This is a genomic window from Rhodococcus sp. BP-160 (genome assembly GCF_019836205.1).
Lineage (GTDB): Bacteria > Actinomycetota > Actinomycetes > Mycobacteriales > Mycobacteriaceae > Rhodococcoides.
In genome coordinates, this window is sequence record NZ_JABUEK010000005.1 from 158,171 (window position 1) to 176,180 (window position 18,010).

Consider the following 18,010-nt stretch of genomic DNA (forward strand, 5'->3'; position numbering starts at 1 on the left):
TCTGCTCGCACCAGCGTATGCAGAATCATCGAGCGAAACGGTGAATGCCCCTTTCGGCGATCGTCCCGTACGACCGGTTTCTTCATGAGTCGAGTCATGGCCCCGAGACGGGCGACTCCTGCGATGTGACCGCCGGGCGTTCTCCACCGACTACTGCGCGTACTTCACGACGGTCACGCCCGTGAACTCGACGATTTCTACCGGACTTCGGTCTGCCGGGCACGAACTCGCTTTTGCGTAGTCCGCTCCACGCACGAGTTCCCACGTCACACCGCGAACCAGCTCGGCACAATCGACTGCTCGCAATGTCTCGCTGTAACGCTGGACAGATTGCCGCGTACGTAGATCGTTCGATCGGATCACGTCGGTAGGACCGGCGTTCTCGTCGAGGTATCGCACGGCGTCTCTGTAAGCGGCGGTGTGACCGTCGGGTGCCCGCACATCCAGTTGGACCGGAACCCACACGACGATCATGCCGGCGGCACAGATCAACGCGAACGTCCGTCCGAGACGCGACCACACGATCACCGCGGCGAAAAGGTAGAAGGGAACAACCCACAGCACGTAACGAACGTTGAAGATATGAGTCACGTTGCCGGCAACCCACAGAACGAGCGGCATTGCCATGATGACGATCAGCCACGACAGCGTTGCACGGCGATCCCGGTCCACGGCAACCCATACAGTGAAGGCTGCACCTGACAACAGCAGAACCATCGCCGCGATACCACCACCGGCCAACAACTCCAGCGCCACCTGAAGCCGCCAGACCCCACCCTTCGGTATCCACTCGATGACTGCCGTCTGAGTGAGTCCGATGCCCGCTATCAGCACACCGAGCAAGATCCCGGGCGCAACGGCCGCCGCCAGACTGCGCCAGGGAACACCACGACCGACCGCCAGGACCAGGTGGGACGCGATCACCATGAGTCCGAGAAAGTGTCCCGCCGCGACTGCCACGAGCACGACCGAGTACGCCACCCACCAACTGCGCTGACGGCGCTCCAACGCCTCGTGCAGCAGCACCGTGGCTACCAGAACGACAGCAATGACGAAACCGTAGACCCGTGCTTCCTGCGCATATCTCGTCATTGACGGAGACGCGATGACGAGGGCTGCCACTATGCACGATTCGACGGGGCCGACGTATTTTTCGGCCAAGAGAAAAGCAGCGACCGCGGCCACACCGACAGCGACGACTGACGGGAACCGATACGAAGCGTCCGAGGTACCGAAGACCGAGGTCCACGATTCGATGAAGAAGTAGAAGGGCGCCATCACGGCGTCCTGGTTCCGAACGACGTCGACGATCCCCGACGGCCCGCTTCGTGTGGTGGATACCGTTGCTAGTTCGTCGGACCACATCGACGGAGAGGACAACCGCCATGCGTTCCAGACGACCGCGAACCCGAAGATCGCAACTACCGCGGCCAACCGTGGCGTGGTCCGTGGTGGCGCTTTCTCTACGGTCACGAATGAGATGATGCCGTAACAATCGGTCGGTTCCAACTTGGTGGGAGTTCACAAACACTGTGGTGCTTCTCTTCGGCCGACGTAGTCATGTTTGTCGACCTCGGGTCGGTAACATCCGACCGATCGGTACGGCACTCGTCGTGACCGTGCATTCGCCTAGCGCGGCTCCATCCGCACCACGTACCCGTCCTCGCCGAACTGCGCGAGGTCCGGCCGATCGATGTCCACGACGTGAAACGTGACGTCCTCGTCCGCACCCACGACCATGTCCGGAACCGACCTGTCGGAGAACTCGATGCGAAACCGGTCCTCCTCGGGCCACAACGTGTCGACCAGAACGCTCCGCCGAGCCTTCTGGCCTGCGACATCGACGTACCCGATGTCGACGAACCGCGGTCTGGAGTCCGCGAGCTCGATCAGGAGAGAGACCGGGCCGGTGAAGGTGAGCACGGCACCGGGAGCCGGAACGACCATGGGTGCCGAGTGGGAGCGACCGAATCCAGGGAGTCTCACACCCGGCTTTCGTCACACATGTCGGCGAGGATTGTCGGGATTTATCACAATCAGATCTCGGTCACCATCACCTCGTGGGAGCGAGTGGCGCGTCACCGTCGACGTCGTGCGCGTGCTCGACATCCTCCTCGACGTCGGCCACATGAATGGCATGGCCGACTCGGACGCCGAGAACGACCGACACCACCATCCAGACGGCCACGAAGCCGATGACGAACCACCACATGTCACGAAGTGTTCCACCGATACCGGCGACCGAACCGCCTGCGAGGACGCGACATGGTCACGGTATCCGCTCAGTTCACATACGGAATGTTCACGAAGCTGGGGTTCGCGGGGTCGAGTTGCACGTGCTGAGGTGCCAGCGCGGAGTCGACGAGCATCGGCCCCAGTGGCAGGTAGCGCGGCACGCTGGCGGCGTAGACGTCGATGCGGATCCGGTGGCCCGGCGCGATCACGGCGTCCGTGGGGAGCAGGTTGATGTCCACCGTGGTCGGGACGCCGGGCACGAGCGGCTGCCGGCTCGCGAGCGTGAGCGCCGGCTTCGCGTCGACGTAGTCGCCGTTGGCCGAGCGGGTGCTCTTCGCCTCGTCGATCTGGCGCAGCGATGCGGTCAGAGCGCCGTGGCTGATCGGGGTGGACGTGCCGTCCGGCGCGACGTCGTTCATCGTCGCGGCCCAGAAGCCGTCGGGCCGATCGAGCACCGTGTTGAGATGCAGGTTGGTGGCACCCGAGATCTGAGTGGGCTTCTCGGCCGGCGCGCTGGTGAAGGTCAGCGCCTCGGCCTCGTTGAACCGGGAGTCCTTCGTGCACACGGACCCCAGGATCGCCGCCGCACCCGCCGTACCGACCGCGGCGTCGCGGGAACAGACCCCGCGCAGCCCGGGAGCAACGGTGAGGCGCGCGGTGTCGGACGTCGGCGACGAGGACAGCGTGCCGTCATGGAGGCTGTGCCCGGCGGTGCCACTGGGGGCGGCGGAGAGGTAGGTGCGCTGCGACTGCGCTCCGGCACGGGGGAACTGATCGGTGGTGGTCCACCCGCCGCCCTGCTGGAACAGCGTCACGGGGCCGTACTTCTCGACACCGTTGTCGACGCCCTTGAGCCAGTGGTCGAACCACGCGCGTTCGAGTGCATCGAGCCGCGGCGGGTTGCCCGGGCGTCCGAAGCCCGCGCCCGGATTGACGTGGTACCCGTCGCCCATGATCAGCTGCTTGCGTCCGGGCGCGACCGGGATGTCGTTGTAGATGCGCGGCTCGCTGTTGGTGAAGATGTCGTGCCAGCCGCCGTAGACCATGGTGGGTACCTCGATCTGCGACAGATCCGCCGAACGGTCGGCGTAGAACTCGCCGTCCTGCGCGACACCGAGTGTCTCGGGCCGGATGTCGGCAATGGTCGGCGCCGTGAAGGCGTTGGCGAGTTCGGGGATCAGGATCGCCGGATCGGCCAGTCGATCGGCGAGCCACCGAGTGTCGAACTGCCCCTGCAGGATCGACTGCACGTTCGGGACGAACTTCAGCACGTTGACCAACGTGAGCCACAGCGGCATGAACCCGACACCCAACGCGCCGCCGGTACCCACGATGTCGCGCAGCAGGTCGTTGCCCGGCTCGACCGGGAAGATGGCCTTGAGCGCCGGCGGACGCAGCGCCGCGGCCTGCACGGAGTTGATGGCCGAGTAGGAGATGCCCGACATGCCGACCTGACCGTCCGACCAGGACTGCCGGGACGTCCAGTCGATGATCTCCGCCGAATCCTGTTGCTCGCGTGGACCCAACACGTCCCACGTGCCCTGCGAGAACCCGGTGCCGCGGGCATCGACGATCACCTGGGCGTAGCCGTTCTGGACCAGGTTTCGGTTGACGGCGAAGATGCGCAGGCCCCCGCCGTCGACCGCCTGCGTGAGATCGGTGATGCCGTCGAACGGCGTACCCGCGAAGTTCAGGCTCGCGAGGAAGTCGAGCACCGGCTCGCTCACTCCGGGAATTTGCTGGATCGAGTCGATCAGGTTGCCCACGAGCTTGGTGTACGGCGTGATGTTCAGGACGGTCGGGAGGTCGGTCTCCACCGGGCGACCGGACGCATCGGCGGGCCGGTAGATGTTGGCCTGCAACACCGTTCCGTCACTCATCGTGATGGGGACGTCCCAGTCGATGGCCACCTGCGGGTACTGCGGCGGCGCATCGGCCGCGGCGGTCCAGGCGACGGCGTCCGCGCCGCCGGTGGGATCCGCCGTGGCCGGCACCGCGGTACCGGATGCGACGAGGAGGGCGACGAGAACGCCCGAGATGACCGTGGAACGACGCCGCACACGAGCCCCCATACTCTGATCGGCACCCTCCCCTGTGATGGGCGCCACTAACCTACCGGACGGTAACCTACGGTCACGGAAAGGTCAACGACCATTCATGCACCGAACAACAAGAAGAGACCGAGGAAGGTGTACAGCACCATCACCAGCATCAGTGCCAGTTCGCCGAGCAGCGCATCCTTCTTCGGTAGGAGCCGCAGAGCCGCGTCGTGCGCCAGTGTCACTCCGACGATGTGCCCGATCACCACGCACAGCACCGTGATGGACGCGACCACCGACGGGTGCGAGGACAACGCGTAGTTCACCGACGCGTCCGCGATGCCGAGCGGATTCCATCCTCGGTCGAACGGATCGAACAACGTGAAGACGCTCTGCTGACCTTTCTCTACGAGATAGGTGAGGTAATGGGCGAAGAAGTACCCGACGACGATCGGGATCAGCGAGTGCGCCAGCAAGCCGGGCAACTGCGCGCGACGCTCCCTCGTCACACCGCCGGTGGTGCGCGCCGCGAGCCAGAACACGGTGCCCACCAGTGCGACACACGCCAGCACACCGGCCGTGCGGATCAGCACCGGGTCACCGAGGTCACGCGCGAACGACTTCCAACTCGGCGTCTGCGCCAGCGAGTCGAACGCGGTGGAGCCGAGCAGCGTGGCCGTCACGGCGACGGTTCCGCGTCGTACGGGGAGGGTGGCGGCGCCGTCGAGCGGGTTGCGCACCACGAGGGCGCGTGACTCCCTGTCGCGCGCCAGGATCGACAACCGCGCCACGGTGTCGCTGAACACCTCGAACGGATCCGCGCGCGCGAACCACTCCTCGCCGAAGATCAAGGCACCGCCGAGCAGGATCACCACGTACAGCAGACACCAGGTACGCACGGCGGCGACCGAACCGGGATCACTCGACGCCAGTTCGAGCCACACGAAGGCCAGTAGGCCCAGCACCGCCGGGACCACCCCGATGCCGTCGGGTAGGGTCCGCGGCCGGCGTTGCGGCAGAACGCGATACAGCGCACGGACCGGGGACACGATGCGCCAGACCGGCCCGAAGACCAGCGATGCCGGGACCAGTCCGACCCACACCAGCACGTAGAACACGCCGAGCAGAGCGTTGGATGCATCCTGCGGACCCAGCACCGACGCCGAACCGACCCACACGGCCAGCGCAACCGACGCGGCGCCGACGACGCCCCGGAACGCGGCAGCGTCCACGAGTCGCGCCAGCGGCGTCCGGACCAGGTGTCGATCGGGCGTCAGACGCGGAGTCTTCCACGCCAGCAACAGGACCGCGAAGGATGCTGCCAGCGCCCAGGCACCGCCGATGAGGGCGTACGTCACCGGGATCGGCAGGTCGGTCGACCCGCCGAGACCGTGCGCGAGGAGCTCGCTGCTCACGACCGGACGAGCACCGTCGCCACGGTGACGTCGGCCTCGTGCAACTCGATGTCGACCGAGCCCGGCACGTCGACCGTGAAGCGGAACTGCTGATCGTCACCGACCGCCACCGGGAAGCTGTGCTCCGGAACGGAATGCACGTGGATCTCGTCCTGCGCGTCGCTGGACACGGTCACGAGGATCTCCTCGCCGACCTTGCCCTCGAGACGCTGGTCGACCGGGGTGACCTCACCGCCCGCGATGGAGACGTCGAGCGTGGTGGTGGGCGTGATGCGTGGGACGTCGGACGCCGCTACGGACGTGGCCGGTGTCGAGGAGACCTGCTCGGGCGTCGCCTCGGTCTCCGGCTCCGCCTGCGAGCACCCCGCCAGCGCCAAGGCCGCCAGCCCGACTACCACTGCACGCATGCCGATTGCCGACCGGCCTCCGGCCTTCCCGCTCACGCCGTGTCCTCCCTCTCGTTCGCATCCTTCAACTCGTTCTCGGCGTTCTCCGCCCGCTCGGCCCGCCGGTCGCGCACGACGATGACGATCACCACGAGAGCGATGAGCACTGCGGGGATGACGGCCGGAAGTGCCAGCACGACAGAGTGATCCGCGAGGTACGTCACGTTCGGATCGGGCGTCATACGCGACTGCGCTCCTTGCTGCCCTTCGTCGCGGTGTTGCCGGGGGTGGCCAGGCTGATGCGTGCGGCGCCCCAGGACAGCGACCAGATGAGGGCCAGCGAGCAGGCCAGCACCACGAGGCACGCCGCCGTGAACAGCCATGCCGGGTGGTCGAACGAGCGCTCGCGCTGCAGCAGCTTGGTCTCGTACTGGAATTCGCGGGTGAACTCGGTGGTCGCGGGGACCTCCTCGGCGCCGATGCCCTCGTCCGCCGCCATGAAGATGGGCGCACCGGCCATGGTGCGGCCGTCCTGGATGCGCAGGAACGTCTTCCACGTCCCGTCGACCGGCATGGCACGCGTGGAGCGGTACTCACCCGGGCCGGTGCGCTCGAGGTTGTCGACGACGAGTCCGTGCAGCGAGTCGCCTGCGCCCTGCCAGGCGAGGATGGAGACCCACTCGGGATCGTCGGACACCAGGTCGCTCGGGTCGATGCTCACCGTGGCGGTGACCATGCGGAAGCCGTCCTCGCGGGGAGCGTCGGTGAGACTCACGGTCGCGCTCGCGCCCTGCGGAACGTCGATCATCAAGCCGTTGGCGACGCTGCCGCCGAGCACCAGCACCATCGCGACGACGATGAAACGCCGGACGGCGGGACGCGGGAGTCCGTCACCGCTGAGCGCCTGCGCGAAGAGACCCGCGGTGAGACCGACGACGAGGCCGGCGGGGATGCAGGTGGCGAGCGCCTCGACCCACATGCTGTTCGGCCACGGGTAGAGGAAGACGGCGTCGACCCACATGGACTCCAGGTACAGGCCGACGGTGCCCACGGCGACACCGGTGACGGCACCGAACAGGAGGCGGCGGTGGACGAGAGTGGTCAGACCCATGATCTCGACGACCACGGCCATGCCCAGGTAGAGCGTGAACACGCTGTGCGGCTCACCGAGGACGGGACCGACGATCAGCGCCGTGATCTCGCGGATCACCGCGGCGAAGGCGACGGCGAACAGAGCGGATCCGCGGCCCACCATCAGGCGGGCGGCGATGAGCGCGAAGGCGCCGGCAGCCGTCATGAGCAGCGGCTGGAAGACGAGGCGGAACTGCTCGACGCCGAAGTCGTACTCGATCTGGAAGACGGACAGGCCGATGACGAGACCACCGAAGGCGGAGCTGCGCATGAACCAGGTGATGATCGAGCGCTTACGCGAGTCGACGGCCTGCGCCGGGTCCGCCTTCGTCTCGCCGTCGGGCTCACCGGCGGTGGCGGCGGTGGTCACGGCGGTGGAGGCCATCGCGACGCGACCCTCGTGCTCGAGCAGCAGCACGCCGACGAGCGAGAGCCCGGCCCCGCCGATGAGCATGAGGTGCGTCGGTCCCCACAGCGTCACGTCCTGGCCGAACATGCGGTGCCAGATGTCGTCGAGCGGGAAGCCGATGAGCGCGTACAGGCCCGAGCCGGCGATGAGCAGCCCGCCGGTGGGGGCGTACCAGGTCCGGGTGATCTTGATGGCTGCCGGACCGGGCTTCTCGTCGCGCGGCAGGATGATCGCCAGCGCACCGGCGATGAACAGGAAGAACAGCCCCACCAGGATGAAGTAGTGCGCCGGGTTGGCCAACGGGCCCTCGTCGCGACCACGTCCGATGTGCAGGCTGACGTCCCAGATGAAGCCGAAGAACGCGGTGAGGATCGTCGAGATGAACATGACGAGCGGCAGCGCCACCCACCCGGGGCGGTGCAGCTTCTCGCCCGCGTAGTCCGCGAGGCGCTGCAGCCACGTGATGCGCCTCGTCCGGTGCATCACGGCCAGATACAGCAGGAACAGCGAGATGACACCGGCTGCCGCGGTCATGCCGAAGACCTGATCGAGCGCGGCGCCGCCACCGGCCGGCGCCTGTGCGATCAGGTTACTCGAGGTAACACCTACATTGTTCACGCATCGGATTATGTCTGTAACCGGGCGTCAACACCAGAGCTACCCGAAAGTAATTTCTCGGGCACTCTCACGTGCCGCGCGCGGCGGTCGTCGCTGCTCTATCGTCTGCGCATGGACGTCGAACTCCGGCACAACCCCTCCAACACCGTCGCCCGATGCCGCCTCGCGCCACGGGAATCGCTGAACACCGAGGGCGGAGCGATGCTCGCGTGTTCGGCCGGTGTGGACATCCGCAGCAGCACCCCGGGCGGATTCCTCGGCGGACTCAAACGCAGCGCGCTGAGCGCCGGATCCTTCTACGTCACCACGTACACGGCACCGGACCAGGGCGGCTGGGTCGACCTGGCCGGCAAGCTCCCCGGCGACGTCATCACCGTCGACGTCGCCGACGGGCAGGAGTGGTTCGTGGGCCACGGTTCGTGGCTCGGCAACTCCCCCGACGTCACCGTCGACCCGCAGTTCGGCGGAATGAAGCAGATGTTCGGCGGCCAGGGCGCCTTCGGCTACAAGGCGTCGGGACGCGGGCACGTGCTGCTGGGTGTGTACGGCGCCATCGACGTCATGGACCTCGGTCCCGGGGAACGCGTCACCATCGACACCGGTCACGTGGTGGCGTACCACCTCGCGATGACGTTCGACGTGCGTCGAGCGGTACAGGGGAAGACGATGCAGACGCTGAAGTCCGGCGAGGGGCTGGTGTTCGACTTCACCGGTCCGGGCCGCGTCCTGCTGCAGACCAGGAACCCTCGCGAACTCGAACGGCTCATCGACGAGAACCGGCCACGCTCGAGCTGATCGTGGAACTCAGACCCCGGAATCCGGGGTTCGGACTCCACTATTCGCGGTGTAGGCCCGCCAGCCGCCGAACTCGGTGATGTCGGTGCCCGCCTCCGCCGCATCGGCGGCGCACATGAAACCGACCACCTCCCGACCGTCGGACAGCGTCACCGATCCCAGGCCCATCGGTGCGGGCAGCCCGGCCAGGAACGTGCCGAGGTGCGCCGGGGCCATCCGATACAGCTCGCCCGCGATGGAGGCGCTGCCGCCGCGCACCAGTCCGGGCTTGGGCGGCGTGGTGCCCAGATCGACCAGGCGGTAGTCGGCGGAGGTGCTCACCTCACCGACGAACCGCGCACCACGCTCGACCAGCTGACCGTTCAGCGGGAACCCTCGCAGGTGCGCGCCGACGACGAGCACGTCCACTCCGCCCTCCACGAGTACCGCCGTGTCCTGATCCGCCATCGCGGCGCCGATGTCGAGCAGTACCTGATCGGTGAACGCGGGGCCCACGACCATGACGCCGAAGGGATCCCCCGCCGTCGTGCGCGCACCCGGCACCGCGACGGCCGCCATGTCGAGAAGGTTGCAGAAGTTGGTGAACGTACCGAGCCTGCGATTGATGCCGAGCGGATCCGCCTGTACCGCAGCGATGGTGGGGTGCTCGGTGGTCGTCGGCAGCACCAGGCCGTCGAGCCCGTCGAGAATCGACGCCGCGTGCGCCTTCGCCGCCAGCAGCGTCGAGAGGTCGTCGACGTACGCGTGCGCTGCCGGATCCTTCGCGCCCAGCACGATGCGGGAGACGGTCGGGTCGGCGTGCTCGGGCGTTGTCGACAGGAACTCGCCGACCGCCGCGTAGCGCTGCGCGACGATCGCCCCGTCGTACAACAGCACGGCCGCGTCCAGCAGCACGGAGATGTCGACGATCTCGTGGTCGATCCCCACAGCGTCCAGTCCCGACACCGTGCGCTCGAACGCCTCCGCGTACTCGGGGCACAGCGCGCGGAGATCCTCGGTGCGTGGAACGGCGACACGGCGGCGCGGCGGGGCCGACAACGGCACCGTCGCGGGCCACGCACGACTCCGCGGATCCGCCGAGTCCGCACCGATCATGATCGCCATGGCTGCTGTGGCCGTGGTGATATCGGTGGCGAAGACCGTCACGGCGTCGTAGTCCACGCACGCCGGGACGACGCCGGTGTTCGGCACCAGTCCCAGCGTCGGCTTGATGCCCACCAGGGACGCGAAGGCCGCAGGAACTCGGCCCGACCCTGCCGTGTCCGTTCCGAGGGCGATGTCCACGATGCCCAGCGCGACCGCGGTCGCGGAGCCGGAACTCGAGCCGCCCGAGATCTTCTCGGGGTCGTGCGCGTGCCGCACCGCGCCGTACGGGCTGCGCGTTCCCACGAGTCCGGTGGCGAACTGGTCGAGATTGGTCTTGCCCAGCACCAGAGCGCCGGCGGCGCGGAGTCGCGCGACCACGGTCGCATCGACGTCCGGGGTACGCGAGAACTCGGGGCACGCCGCCGTCGTCGAGAGACCCGCGACGTCGATGTTGTCCTTGACCGCGAGCACGGTCCCGTACAGCGGCAGGCTCTCGTCCAGACCGGCGGCCTCCGCGAGGACGTCCGCCTCGTCGCGCAGCGTGATCCACACCTCGGGGCGGTCGACCTCGGCAATACGCTTGTACGCGAGCAACACTCGGTCGGTGGCGGTCGTCATCATGCTCCCTGTGCTGTGGTGAGGGCGAACTCGCCGGCCGCGGACCAGGCATCGCGCTCGATGCCGAACGCCTCGGCCTGCTTCTTGCGGAACTCGGCGATGGAGCTGTCGTTCTCGGCCAGGAACTCGTCGTGGTCGGCCAGAGAGAAGGTGCCGTCGGTGATCTCGACACCCGCTCCGCGCCCGGCCGCGAGATCGGCGCGCATGTCGGCGAGTTCCTCGGTGCTGACGGGGTACCAGGAGATGCGGTCGAAGAAGCGCAGCAGCCAGGGCGTGCCCTCTTCGAACCCCTTCGTGGTCAGAGGATGACGGTGGTTCCAGACCTGCGTGGTGCGACCGACGAACTGGTAGCCGCCGGGTCCCTCCATGCCGTAGATGCACAGATACGCGCCGCCGATCCCCACGGCGTTCTCCGGTGTCCACGTGCGGGCCGGGTTGTACTTCGTCGTGACGAGGCGGTGCCGTGGATCCAACGGAGTCGCCACCGGCGCACCGAGGTACACGTCGCCCAGGCCCAGCACCATGTACTCGGCATCGAAGACCGTGTCGTACACGTCGTCGACGGACTCGAGCCCGTTCATCCGGCGGATGAACTCGATGTTCCACGGGCACCACGGCGCGTCGGAGCGTACGCCGTGCATGTAGCGCTGGATCGCCTCGCGCGTGGACGGGTCGTCCCACGAGAGCGGCAGCCGCACATGCCGACTGGGCACCGTGAGCTCGGAGGTGTCCGGCAGCGCGTCCTCGGCCTCGAGCAGCAGATCGAGGAGTTTCGCAGTCGGCAGCACGTCGCGGTCGACCTTCACCTGCAACGACCGGATACCGGGCGTCAGATCCACCAACCCGGCGGGGGCGATGGCCTCGACGGCCTCGTGCAGCGCGTGCGCGCGGGCCCGCAGTGCCAGGTCGAGGGACATCTCGCCGTACTCGACCAGGATGTTGTCGTCACCGGAGCGTCGGTAGGTGACCGGCGTCGCGCCGTCGCGGCGCGCGATGACACCGTCGTCCCCGTCGCCGCCGCGCGAGAACACCACGGGCAGGCCGGCGCGCCGGCCGACACCCAGCGTGTTCTTCGAGGCGGCCGCAGCGGCCTCGAGCGCGACGAAGCGCACCGTGTCGCCGGGGCGCAGCTGACCGAGCTTCCAGCGATCGGCCGCGACCACCGTCACCGGGCACACGAAACCGCCCAGGCTCGGGCCGTCGGGACCGAGCAGGATGGGGGTGTCGCCCGTGAAGTCCAGCGCCCCGACCGAATACGCGTTGTCGTGGATGTTCGACGGGTGCAGACCCGCTTCTCCCCCGTCGGTACGCGCCCAGTCCGGGCGGGGTCCGACCAGCCGCACGCCGGTGCGATCGGAGTTGAAGTGCACCTCGTAGTCGGTGCCGAGAATGGTGTCCATGTCGGTGCGGGTGAAGAACTCGGGTGCGCCGTGCGGGCCCTCCGTGACGGCGAGCTGCCACGAGTGCGTCAGCGCCGGAACGTGTTCCATCGGCACGGGTGCGGGCGTGCCGGTCGCGCGATCCGCCGGGGCGAGGTCGTCGCCCGCCTGCAGCACACGGCCGTCGAGCCCGCCGAACGTCCCGAGTGTGAAGGTCGACGCACTGCCGAGGTACTCCTCGGCCAGGACGCTGCCGCGGATCGCGACGTACATCCGCAGACCGGCCCCGGACACCGCACCCACGTCGAGCACCCCGCCCGCGGGCACCGTGATCGGTGTCCAGCGCTCGGCGGGCTCGCCGTCGACCGTGACGGGTGCGTCCGCACCGGTGACGCACACGACGGTCTCGTCGTCGAAACGCAGTGCCGGACCGCTCATCGTGGTCTCGAGCGCCGGCGCTCCCTCCGGGTTGCCGACGGCGACGTTGGCCAACCGCAGCGACAGGTCGTCCATCGGCCCCGACGGGGGTACTCCCACCTTCCAGTACCCCACCCGGCCGGGCCAGTCCTGAATGGTCGTGAGCATGCCGGGGCGCTCGACGCGGATGCTCATGCGGGCCGCGTCACGATCAGACGAACCGGTGTCGGGTCGAAACCGTTGCACGGGTTGTTGATCTGCGGGCAGTTCGAGATCAGGACCAGCGAGTCGATCTCCGCGCGCAGCGCGATCCGCTTGCCCGGCGCGGACAGTCCGTCGACGATGCCCAGGCTGCCGTCCGCGTCGACCGGGACGTTCATGAAGAAGTTGATGTTGGAGACGATGTCGCGCTTGCCCAGACCCCACCGTGACCCCTCGAGCACGAAGTTCTCGACACACGCGTGCTGGTGCTTGGTGTGGTGGCCGTAGCGCAGCGTGTTCGATTCCTGCGAGCACGCACCGCCGATCGTGTCGTGATTGCCCACCTCGTCGGCGACGATGGTCATCATCGGCCGGGACTCGCTGTCGCGCAGAACAGTTCCCGTGGTGAGGTAGACGTTGCCCTGGCCCACCATGGTGGCCGGTGCGCTGTAGCGGACGGTGTGGTCGTCGGCGCCGTAGACCAGGGTGTCGACGGCCTGGTTGCCCTCCAGGTCGAGGATGGTGAGGACGTCGCCGGCGCGCACGACGGCGGACCACGGGCCGCGGGCAGGTGCGACCTCGTCGAGGATCACCCGGCCGGCCACCAGCGCCAGTTCCTGTACTGCTGCGGTCATTTCGAGCCTCCTGCTGCGTACGTGTCCTCCGTGTTGGCGACGGCACGGAGGTATTCGGGGTCGGTGTTCGGCAGCGCGTCGAGATCCTGCGGCGACGGCCAGGCCAGCACCTCGAGGGACGTGGTGTCGAAGGTGGGCGACGGATCGATCGGGTGCGCCGTGTTGGCGATGCTCACGATCACCGGTAGGTGCAGGATCAGGTCGACCTCGCGGCCGGCACCCGCGGAACCCGTGCTACGGAGCGCCCCGTCGGGATCGACGGTGACGCCGTGGAAGAAGCTGAGTGTCGGCGGCACATCGCGGGGACCGAGGCCGTTCTTCAGGGCGGCCAGGATCAGCAACTCGCGGCCCGCGGGCGACGCCGAGTACGCGCTGCCGTCACCGTACTTCGCGGTGTTGGTGAGCAGCGTCGTCGTACCGCACAGTGCGTCGTGGTGTCCGGACGAGTCGGCCAGCACAGTGGCGAGCACCCGCCCCTGGTCGGACAGCAGCGGATGACCCACCCCCATGTACGCCTGCCACGGCACCTTGACGGTGTCCGCGGTGTTGAGGCGTTCCCACGGTGCGTCGGCACGGTGCAGCAGGACGTGCGCGCAGGCCGCTCCGTCGATGTCGCGCAACCGGACTCGGGTTCCGCGCTGGAGCACCTTCGTCGTGTACCGCCCGCCGGGAACGGTCTCGGCCCAGACGAGCGACGCGGCATCGGTTCCGGGAACCTCGTGCGGCCACAGGGAGGGTGGGACCACCGGCATCGAGTCGGTGATCTCCCGAGCCTGCGACCGGGCGTGCTCGCGGGCGGCTGTGGTGGTGGCGGTCATGCGGACACTCCTGTGGTGACGGGGTTGGGGTGGGCCTTGCCGCGCGGGAAGCACAGCGCACCGACGGCGACGACGGCCAGCACGGTGAGGGGCGCGGCCCAGCGCAGCAGCGGGAAATCGCCGGAGGGGTCGTAGATCTCGGGGCGCGGCCAGGACAGGTTGACCACCATGGCAGCGCCGTAGACGACGGCGAGAAGGTTGACGGGCAGTCCGAGTCGGCCGAGCGTGAACAGCGGCTTGCCCTCGGAGTCGACCTTCGGGGCGCCGGTGGTGTTGTGCGGCCAACCCTTCAGCCGCTGGAGGAGCAGCGGCACGGTGACCATCATGTAGGCGAGGTAGATCAGGACGATGCACACACTGGCGAGGGTGGAGAAGATCGCCGCGTTACCGACGTTGACCACGAGCACCAGGACGCAGCCCAGTCCGATCACGACGGCCGGGGCGATGGGCGTGCCCGTGGTCTTGTTGACAGATCCGAGAACACGGGACGCGGGGAGCCGGCCGTCGCGGGCCATCGAGAACATGAGCCGGGACGCGGCGGTCTGAACGGCCAACGTGCAGATGAGGATCGCGATGGCCACGTCGATCAGAAGCACGGTGCCCCACGGGGACGAGAGCACGGAGTTCAGCACGTACGGCAGACCCTGCGTCGCGAGTTCACCGTCGGTGAGGCTGGGTGCCGCCATGAGCGCACCGATGATCATGAGCCCGCCGCCCAGCGCGGAGACGGACAGCGCGAGACGGATGGTGCGCGGTGCGACCCGACGGGGATTCTTCGTCTCCTCGGCCAGTTCGCCGGCGGAGCCGAATCCCACCATGACGTAGGCGGCCATGAGTCCCGAGACGATCCACGCCCCGATGTAGCCGGAATCGACGGGCACGCCGCCGGTGTCGAACACGACGTCCGGTCCGCGCTGAGCATGAGTGAAGAACACGCCGATCACCGCGATGACACCGACGATCTCGCACGTCACGCCGATCGAGTTGATGCGCGCCATGGCGTTGACACCGATGGAGTTGATGGTCGTGGTGATCACCAGCAGCGCGGTGCCCAGCACGACGGCGTTGGTGGCGCCGTCCGACGAGGTCAGTGCGGTGTCGGTGCCGACGATCTGGAAGCCGCTCCAGACGTTCGGCAGCACCACCTGCAGTGCGATGGCGGCGGCGGAGGCCGTCACGATCTGCGCGATGATCATGAACCACCCGGCGAACCAGCCGGTGATCTCACCGCCGACGCGGCGTGACCACTGGTAGATGGCCCCGGAGATGGGGTAGCGCGCGGCCAGTTCGGCGAAGCACAGCGCCACCATGAACTGGCCGACGAACACCACCGGCCACGCCCAGAAGAACGCCGGGCCGGCGAAGCTGAAGCCCAGGCCGAACAGCTGGAAGATCGTCGTCAGGATCGAGACGAACGAGAAGCCCGCCGCGAAGGACGCGAACTTCCCCAGCTTGCGATGCAGCTGTTGTTCGTACCCGAACTCGAGGAGATCGTCGGAGTCGCCGTCCGCGTGACGGTCCGACGGGGGTGGGAGCACGGCCTGGCTCATGGGTGTTCTCCATCGACGGGAGGGGTGTATCTGTCGAGTGATAGTTAATCGGACGCAGCGGCCGCGGTGGTGTCCGTGATGTATCGAGATGTTGCGAGTGCGTTACGAGCTCAGGGCGCGCAGGAAGAGGGGGAGGAAGGGGCGTGCGGACGGTGCGCCGGCCTGGCGGAACGGTGCCGAGTCCTGCGATGCGGCGATCCAGTCCCGCCGCTCGACGTCGGTCAGATCCAGCCGGAACCCGGTCGGCGCGACGAGCAGATGCAGCAGCATGGTCGCGGCCCGTCCGTTGCCCTCACGGAAGGGATGCACCTGATTGAGGTCCGCGTAGGTGCGGCTCAGGAGGTACGCGAGCTCCCCCCGGTCGGCGGCCGCCCAGTCGGCGCTCAGGATGGTCTCGTGCACGCCCATGAGGCCGTCCCACACGACGGAGCACCTCGCGAACGCGGTGCCGTTCTTCGACAGTTCCACGGTGCGCACGTCGCCTGCCCACACGTAGACGTCCTGGAAGACGTAGCGGTGCACGCTCAGCAGGCGGTGCACACCGACAGCGCCCCCGAGGTCGGCCCGCCCGGTGTGACAGCGGACCAGACGGAGTGCCGTGAGGATGCTCTCCGCGCGGTGCAACGCGGCCGCGTCGACGATGCCCAGCACGTTGCGCAGCGTCGTCGACCCGGGCAGCAGGTACGGGGTGTGCCGCGGACGCAGTGCCGCCCAGCGTGATTCACGCCTCGGTCCGTCGCCGACGAGCCCCTCGCGCACCGACGGCAGCACCGTCTCGCCGCGACACTCGGCGACGAGGAGTGCCAGGTCCGCCGGCGTGGGACGCCATCCCTCGAGCCGTTCGGCGGCGACGGCCTGATCGACGGCGTGGCACTGCTCCGGGGTGAGCCCGGCGAACGTGTCGGGATGTTCCTCGGACGGCCTCATCGAGCCAGGTACGCCGAGGCGCGTTGCACGCCCGCCACTTCCCGCGCAGCCGCGTCGAGCAGGCTCCGGTCGAGGGGCGTGAGGTCCGACGGGCGCACCAGGTCGTCGACGGGGCGGCCGTCGCGCAGTGCCTCGCACTGGTGCCGCAGCCGGATGCGCTGGACGACGTCGAACGATTCCGCGAGCACCGCGGCGTCGTCCTCGGACAGCACCTGCGCTCGAGCACCGTGCTCGAGCCGAGCCGGCGTGCCCACGGCGTCGTGCCCGGCGGAGACACCGGCCCAGCGCGCGATGTCCACGATGGGAGTCAGGATCCCCGCCTTCACGTCCATCGTGTCCGCACGACGGAAGAGCTTGTCCCGCAGCGTCACCCGCGCCTTGATCGTCGTCGCCTCACGCAACATCAGCAGTCGCGAGTGAGCGGCGTCGGCCAGCGCGGCGCGCGCGGGCTCCGCCGGTGTCCATCCGCCAGGCACCACCGGACGCGTATCGAGCGCGAGCGAGAGCATCACCACACCGGTGTCCTCGTACGGATCGGCCACCCAGCCCGCCACCGCGTCGGACCACTCGTCGACCGTCCGCACGAAGCGCGGCGACGCGGCACTCGCGTGATGGGGATCGGCTGCGAGACCGCAGCGTTCGAGTACGGCGTGCACGTCCGACCCCATCGGGGACGGGCCGCCCACCCGCGCCGTCTCGACATCGGACGACGGGACCGATTCGCGCCGAGCGACGCTTCCGGAGACGAGCCAGGTGGACGCGTCGTCGCCCAGCAGTTCGGCGGCCCGGCGCACGGTGGCCGTCACCACGGACGACCGCACCGCCGTCACGTCGGCCGACGGGACGCGAGAATCGTTCAGCGACAACGTCACCGAGGACAGGCGCCCGCAGGCCTCGACCAGATCGTCGACACTCGCTGCGCGCTCCACCGCGGTGCGCAGCGCTGTGCCCGCACGCAGCGCCGGCGAGAGCAGATCCTGTTCGAGGGCGATACCGAGCACGCCCCCACTCGCGTCGAGCACCACCAGCCGGCGGACACCCGCGGCGAGCGCGACGGCCGCCGCCTCCGCGACGGGCACCTCGGCGTCGACGGTGACGGCCGGAACGGACGCGACGGCCGACACCGGCGCCGCGGTGCTCAGGCCCGCGGCGATCACGCGTCGGCGGAGGTCGCCGTCGGTCACCACGCCCCACACCGAGCCCGGGCACTGCACGACGAGGGTGCTCGACCGCGCCCGGGTCATCGCGTCGGCCGCCTCCGCGACGGTGATGTCGGCTCTGCCGATCGGGACACCGCGACGCGTCAGCGCGCTCACCGGGGAACGCCGACGCGAGGAGGTCACCCGGCCAC

At 68.5% G+C, this 18,010-nt stretch carries 16 protein-coding genes and 1 pseudogene; 2 read left to right on the top strand and 15 right to left on the bottom strand.

Annotated elements, in window-relative coordinates; genetic code table 11:
- Window positions 1-150: 150 nt before the first annotated feature.
- The 4 genes from HQ306_RS18760 to HQ306_RS18775 all read right to left on the bottom strand — a co-directional run bounded on the left by HQ306_RS18760 (window position 151) and on the right by HQ306_RS18775 (window position 4,229).
- Window positions 151-1,365, bottom strand: a complete 1,215-nt coding sequence (locus HQ306_RS18760) for a glycosyltransferase family 39 protein (RefSeq protein WP_222633107.1) — start codon at window positions 1,363-1,365, stop codon at window positions 151-153.
- A gap of 264 nt (window positions 1,366-1,629) precedes the next feature.
- Window positions 1,630-1,947 carry a hypothetical protein gene (locus HQ306_RS18765; protein WP_222633108.1) on the bottom strand — a complete coding sequence of 106 codons (318 nt, stop codon included), beginning with the start codon at window positions 1,945-1,947 and terminating at the stop codon, window positions 1,630-1,632.
- Window positions 1,948-2,053: 106 nt separating this feature from the next.
- Entirely contained in the window at window positions 2,054-2,212 is a 159-nt protein-coding gene (locus HQ306_RS18770) for a hypothetical protein (protein WP_155957071.1), read from the bottom strand.
- Window positions 2,213-2,282: 70 nt separating this feature from the next.
- Window positions 2,283-4,229, bottom strand: coding sequence for a CocE/NonD family hydrolase (locus HQ306_RS18775; RefSeq protein ID WP_374197711.1), 1,947 nt, complete (start codon window positions 4,227-4,229; stop codon window positions 2,283-2,285).
- Here HQ306_RS18775 and HQ306_RS22795 point away from each other — a divergent pair.
- Window positions 4,183-4,314 (top strand): annotated as a pseudogene (locus tag HQ306_RS22795) (hypothetical protein); the annotation flags it as partial. The gene HQ306_RS18775 and the pseudogene HQ306_RS22795 sit on opposite strands and share 47 nt — an antisense overlap.
- Before the next feature lie 76 nt (window positions 4,315-4,390).
- On the opposite strand, the gene HQ306_RS18780 reads toward HQ306_RS22795, so the two are convergent.
- From HQ306_RS18780 to HQ306_RS18795, 4 genes are read right to left on the bottom strand one after another with little or no spacing between them, the layout of a single operon-like run.
- The gene (locus HQ306_RS18780; protein ID WP_222633110.1) at window positions 4,391-5,689 is read right to left on the bottom strand and encodes a hypothetical protein; all 1,299 of its coding nucleotides are present in this window, start codon (window positions 5,687-5,689) and stop codon (window positions 4,391-4,393) included.
- A complete protein-coding gene (locus HQ306_RS18785) occupies window positions 5,686-6,096 on the bottom strand; it encodes a hypothetical protein (protein WP_222633111.1) in 411 nt (136 codons plus the stop codon). The genes HQ306_RS18780 and HQ306_RS18785 overlap by 4 nt, the downstream gene beginning before the upstream one ends.
- 32 nt (window positions 6,097-6,128) lie before the next feature.
- Window positions 6,129-6,317 carry a hypothetical protein gene (locus tag HQ306_RS18790; protein WP_222633112.1) on the bottom strand — a complete coding sequence of 63 codons (189 nt, stop codon included), beginning with the start codon at window positions 6,315-6,317 and terminating at the stop codon, window positions 6,129-6,131.
- Window positions 6,314-8,233, bottom strand: a complete 1,920-nt coding sequence (locus tag HQ306_RS18795) for a hypothetical protein (protein ID WP_222633113.1) — start codon at window positions 8,231-8,233, stop codon at window positions 6,314-6,316. Before HQ306_RS18795 ends, HQ306_RS18790 begins: the two co-directional genes overlap by 4 nt.
- A gap of 111 nt (window positions 8,234-8,344) precedes the next feature.
- On the opposite strand from HQ306_RS18795, the gene HQ306_RS18800 reads away from it, so the two are divergent.
- Window positions 8,345-9,028, top strand: a complete 684-nt coding sequence (locus HQ306_RS18800) for a TIGR00266 family protein (protein WP_051613494.1) — start codon at window positions 8,345-8,347, stop codon at window positions 9,026-9,028.
- A 9-nt stretch (window positions 9,029-9,037) separates the two neighbouring features.
- Here HQ306_RS18800 and atzF read toward each other — a convergent pair whose 3' ends face one another.
- The 7 genes from atzF to HQ306_RS18835 all read right to left on the bottom strand — a co-directional run bounded on the left by atzF (window position 9,038) and on the right by HQ306_RS18835 (window position 18,002).
- Window positions 9,038-10,732, bottom strand: a complete 1,695-nt coding sequence (atzF, locus tag HQ306_RS18805) for an allophanate hydrolase (protein ID WP_261770076.1) — start codon at window positions 10,730-10,732, stop codon at window positions 9,038-9,040.
- Window positions 10,732-12,723, bottom strand: coding sequence for a 5-oxoprolinase/urea amidolyase family protein (locus HQ306_RS18810; RefSeq protein ID WP_222633115.1), 1,992 nt, complete (start codon window positions 12,721-12,723; stop codon window positions 10,732-10,734). Before HQ306_RS18810 ends, atzF begins: the two co-directional genes overlap by 1 nt.
- Window positions 12,720-13,364 (bottom strand): urea amidolyase associated protein UAAP2, encoded by a 645-nt coding sequence (locus HQ306_RS18815; protein ID WP_222633116.1) that lies wholly within the window; start codon window positions 13,362-13,364, stop codon window positions 12,720-12,722. The genes HQ306_RS18810 and HQ306_RS18815 overlap by 4 nt, the downstream gene beginning before the upstream one ends.
- The gene (locus HQ306_RS18820; RefSeq protein ID WP_222633117.1) at window positions 13,361-14,182 is read right to left on the bottom strand and encodes an urea amidolyase associated protein UAAP1; all 822 of its coding nucleotides are present in this window, start codon (window positions 14,180-14,182) and stop codon (window positions 13,361-13,363) included. The genes HQ306_RS18815 and HQ306_RS18820 overlap by 4 nt, the downstream gene beginning before the upstream one ends.
- Window positions 14,179-15,732, bottom strand: coding sequence for an amino acid permease (locus tag HQ306_RS18825; RefSeq protein ID WP_222633118.1), 1,554 nt, complete (start codon window positions 15,730-15,732; stop codon window positions 14,179-14,181). The genes HQ306_RS18820 and HQ306_RS18825 overlap by 4 nt, the downstream gene beginning before the upstream one ends.
- 102 nt (window positions 15,733-15,834) lie before the next feature.
- Complete coding sequence (locus tag HQ306_RS18830) at window positions 15,835-16,659, bottom strand: Fic family protein (RefSeq protein WP_222633119.1); 825 nt, start codon at window positions 16,657-16,659, stop codon at window positions 15,835-15,837.
- Complete coding sequence (locus tag HQ306_RS18835; protein ID WP_222633120.1) at window positions 16,656-18,002, bottom strand: putative nucleotidyltransferase substrate binding domain-containing protein; 1,347 nt, start codon at window positions 18,000-18,002, stop codon at window positions 16,656-16,658. Before HQ306_RS18835 ends, HQ306_RS18830 begins: the two co-directional genes overlap by 4 nt.
- Window positions 18,003-18,010 lie beyond the last annotated feature (8 nt).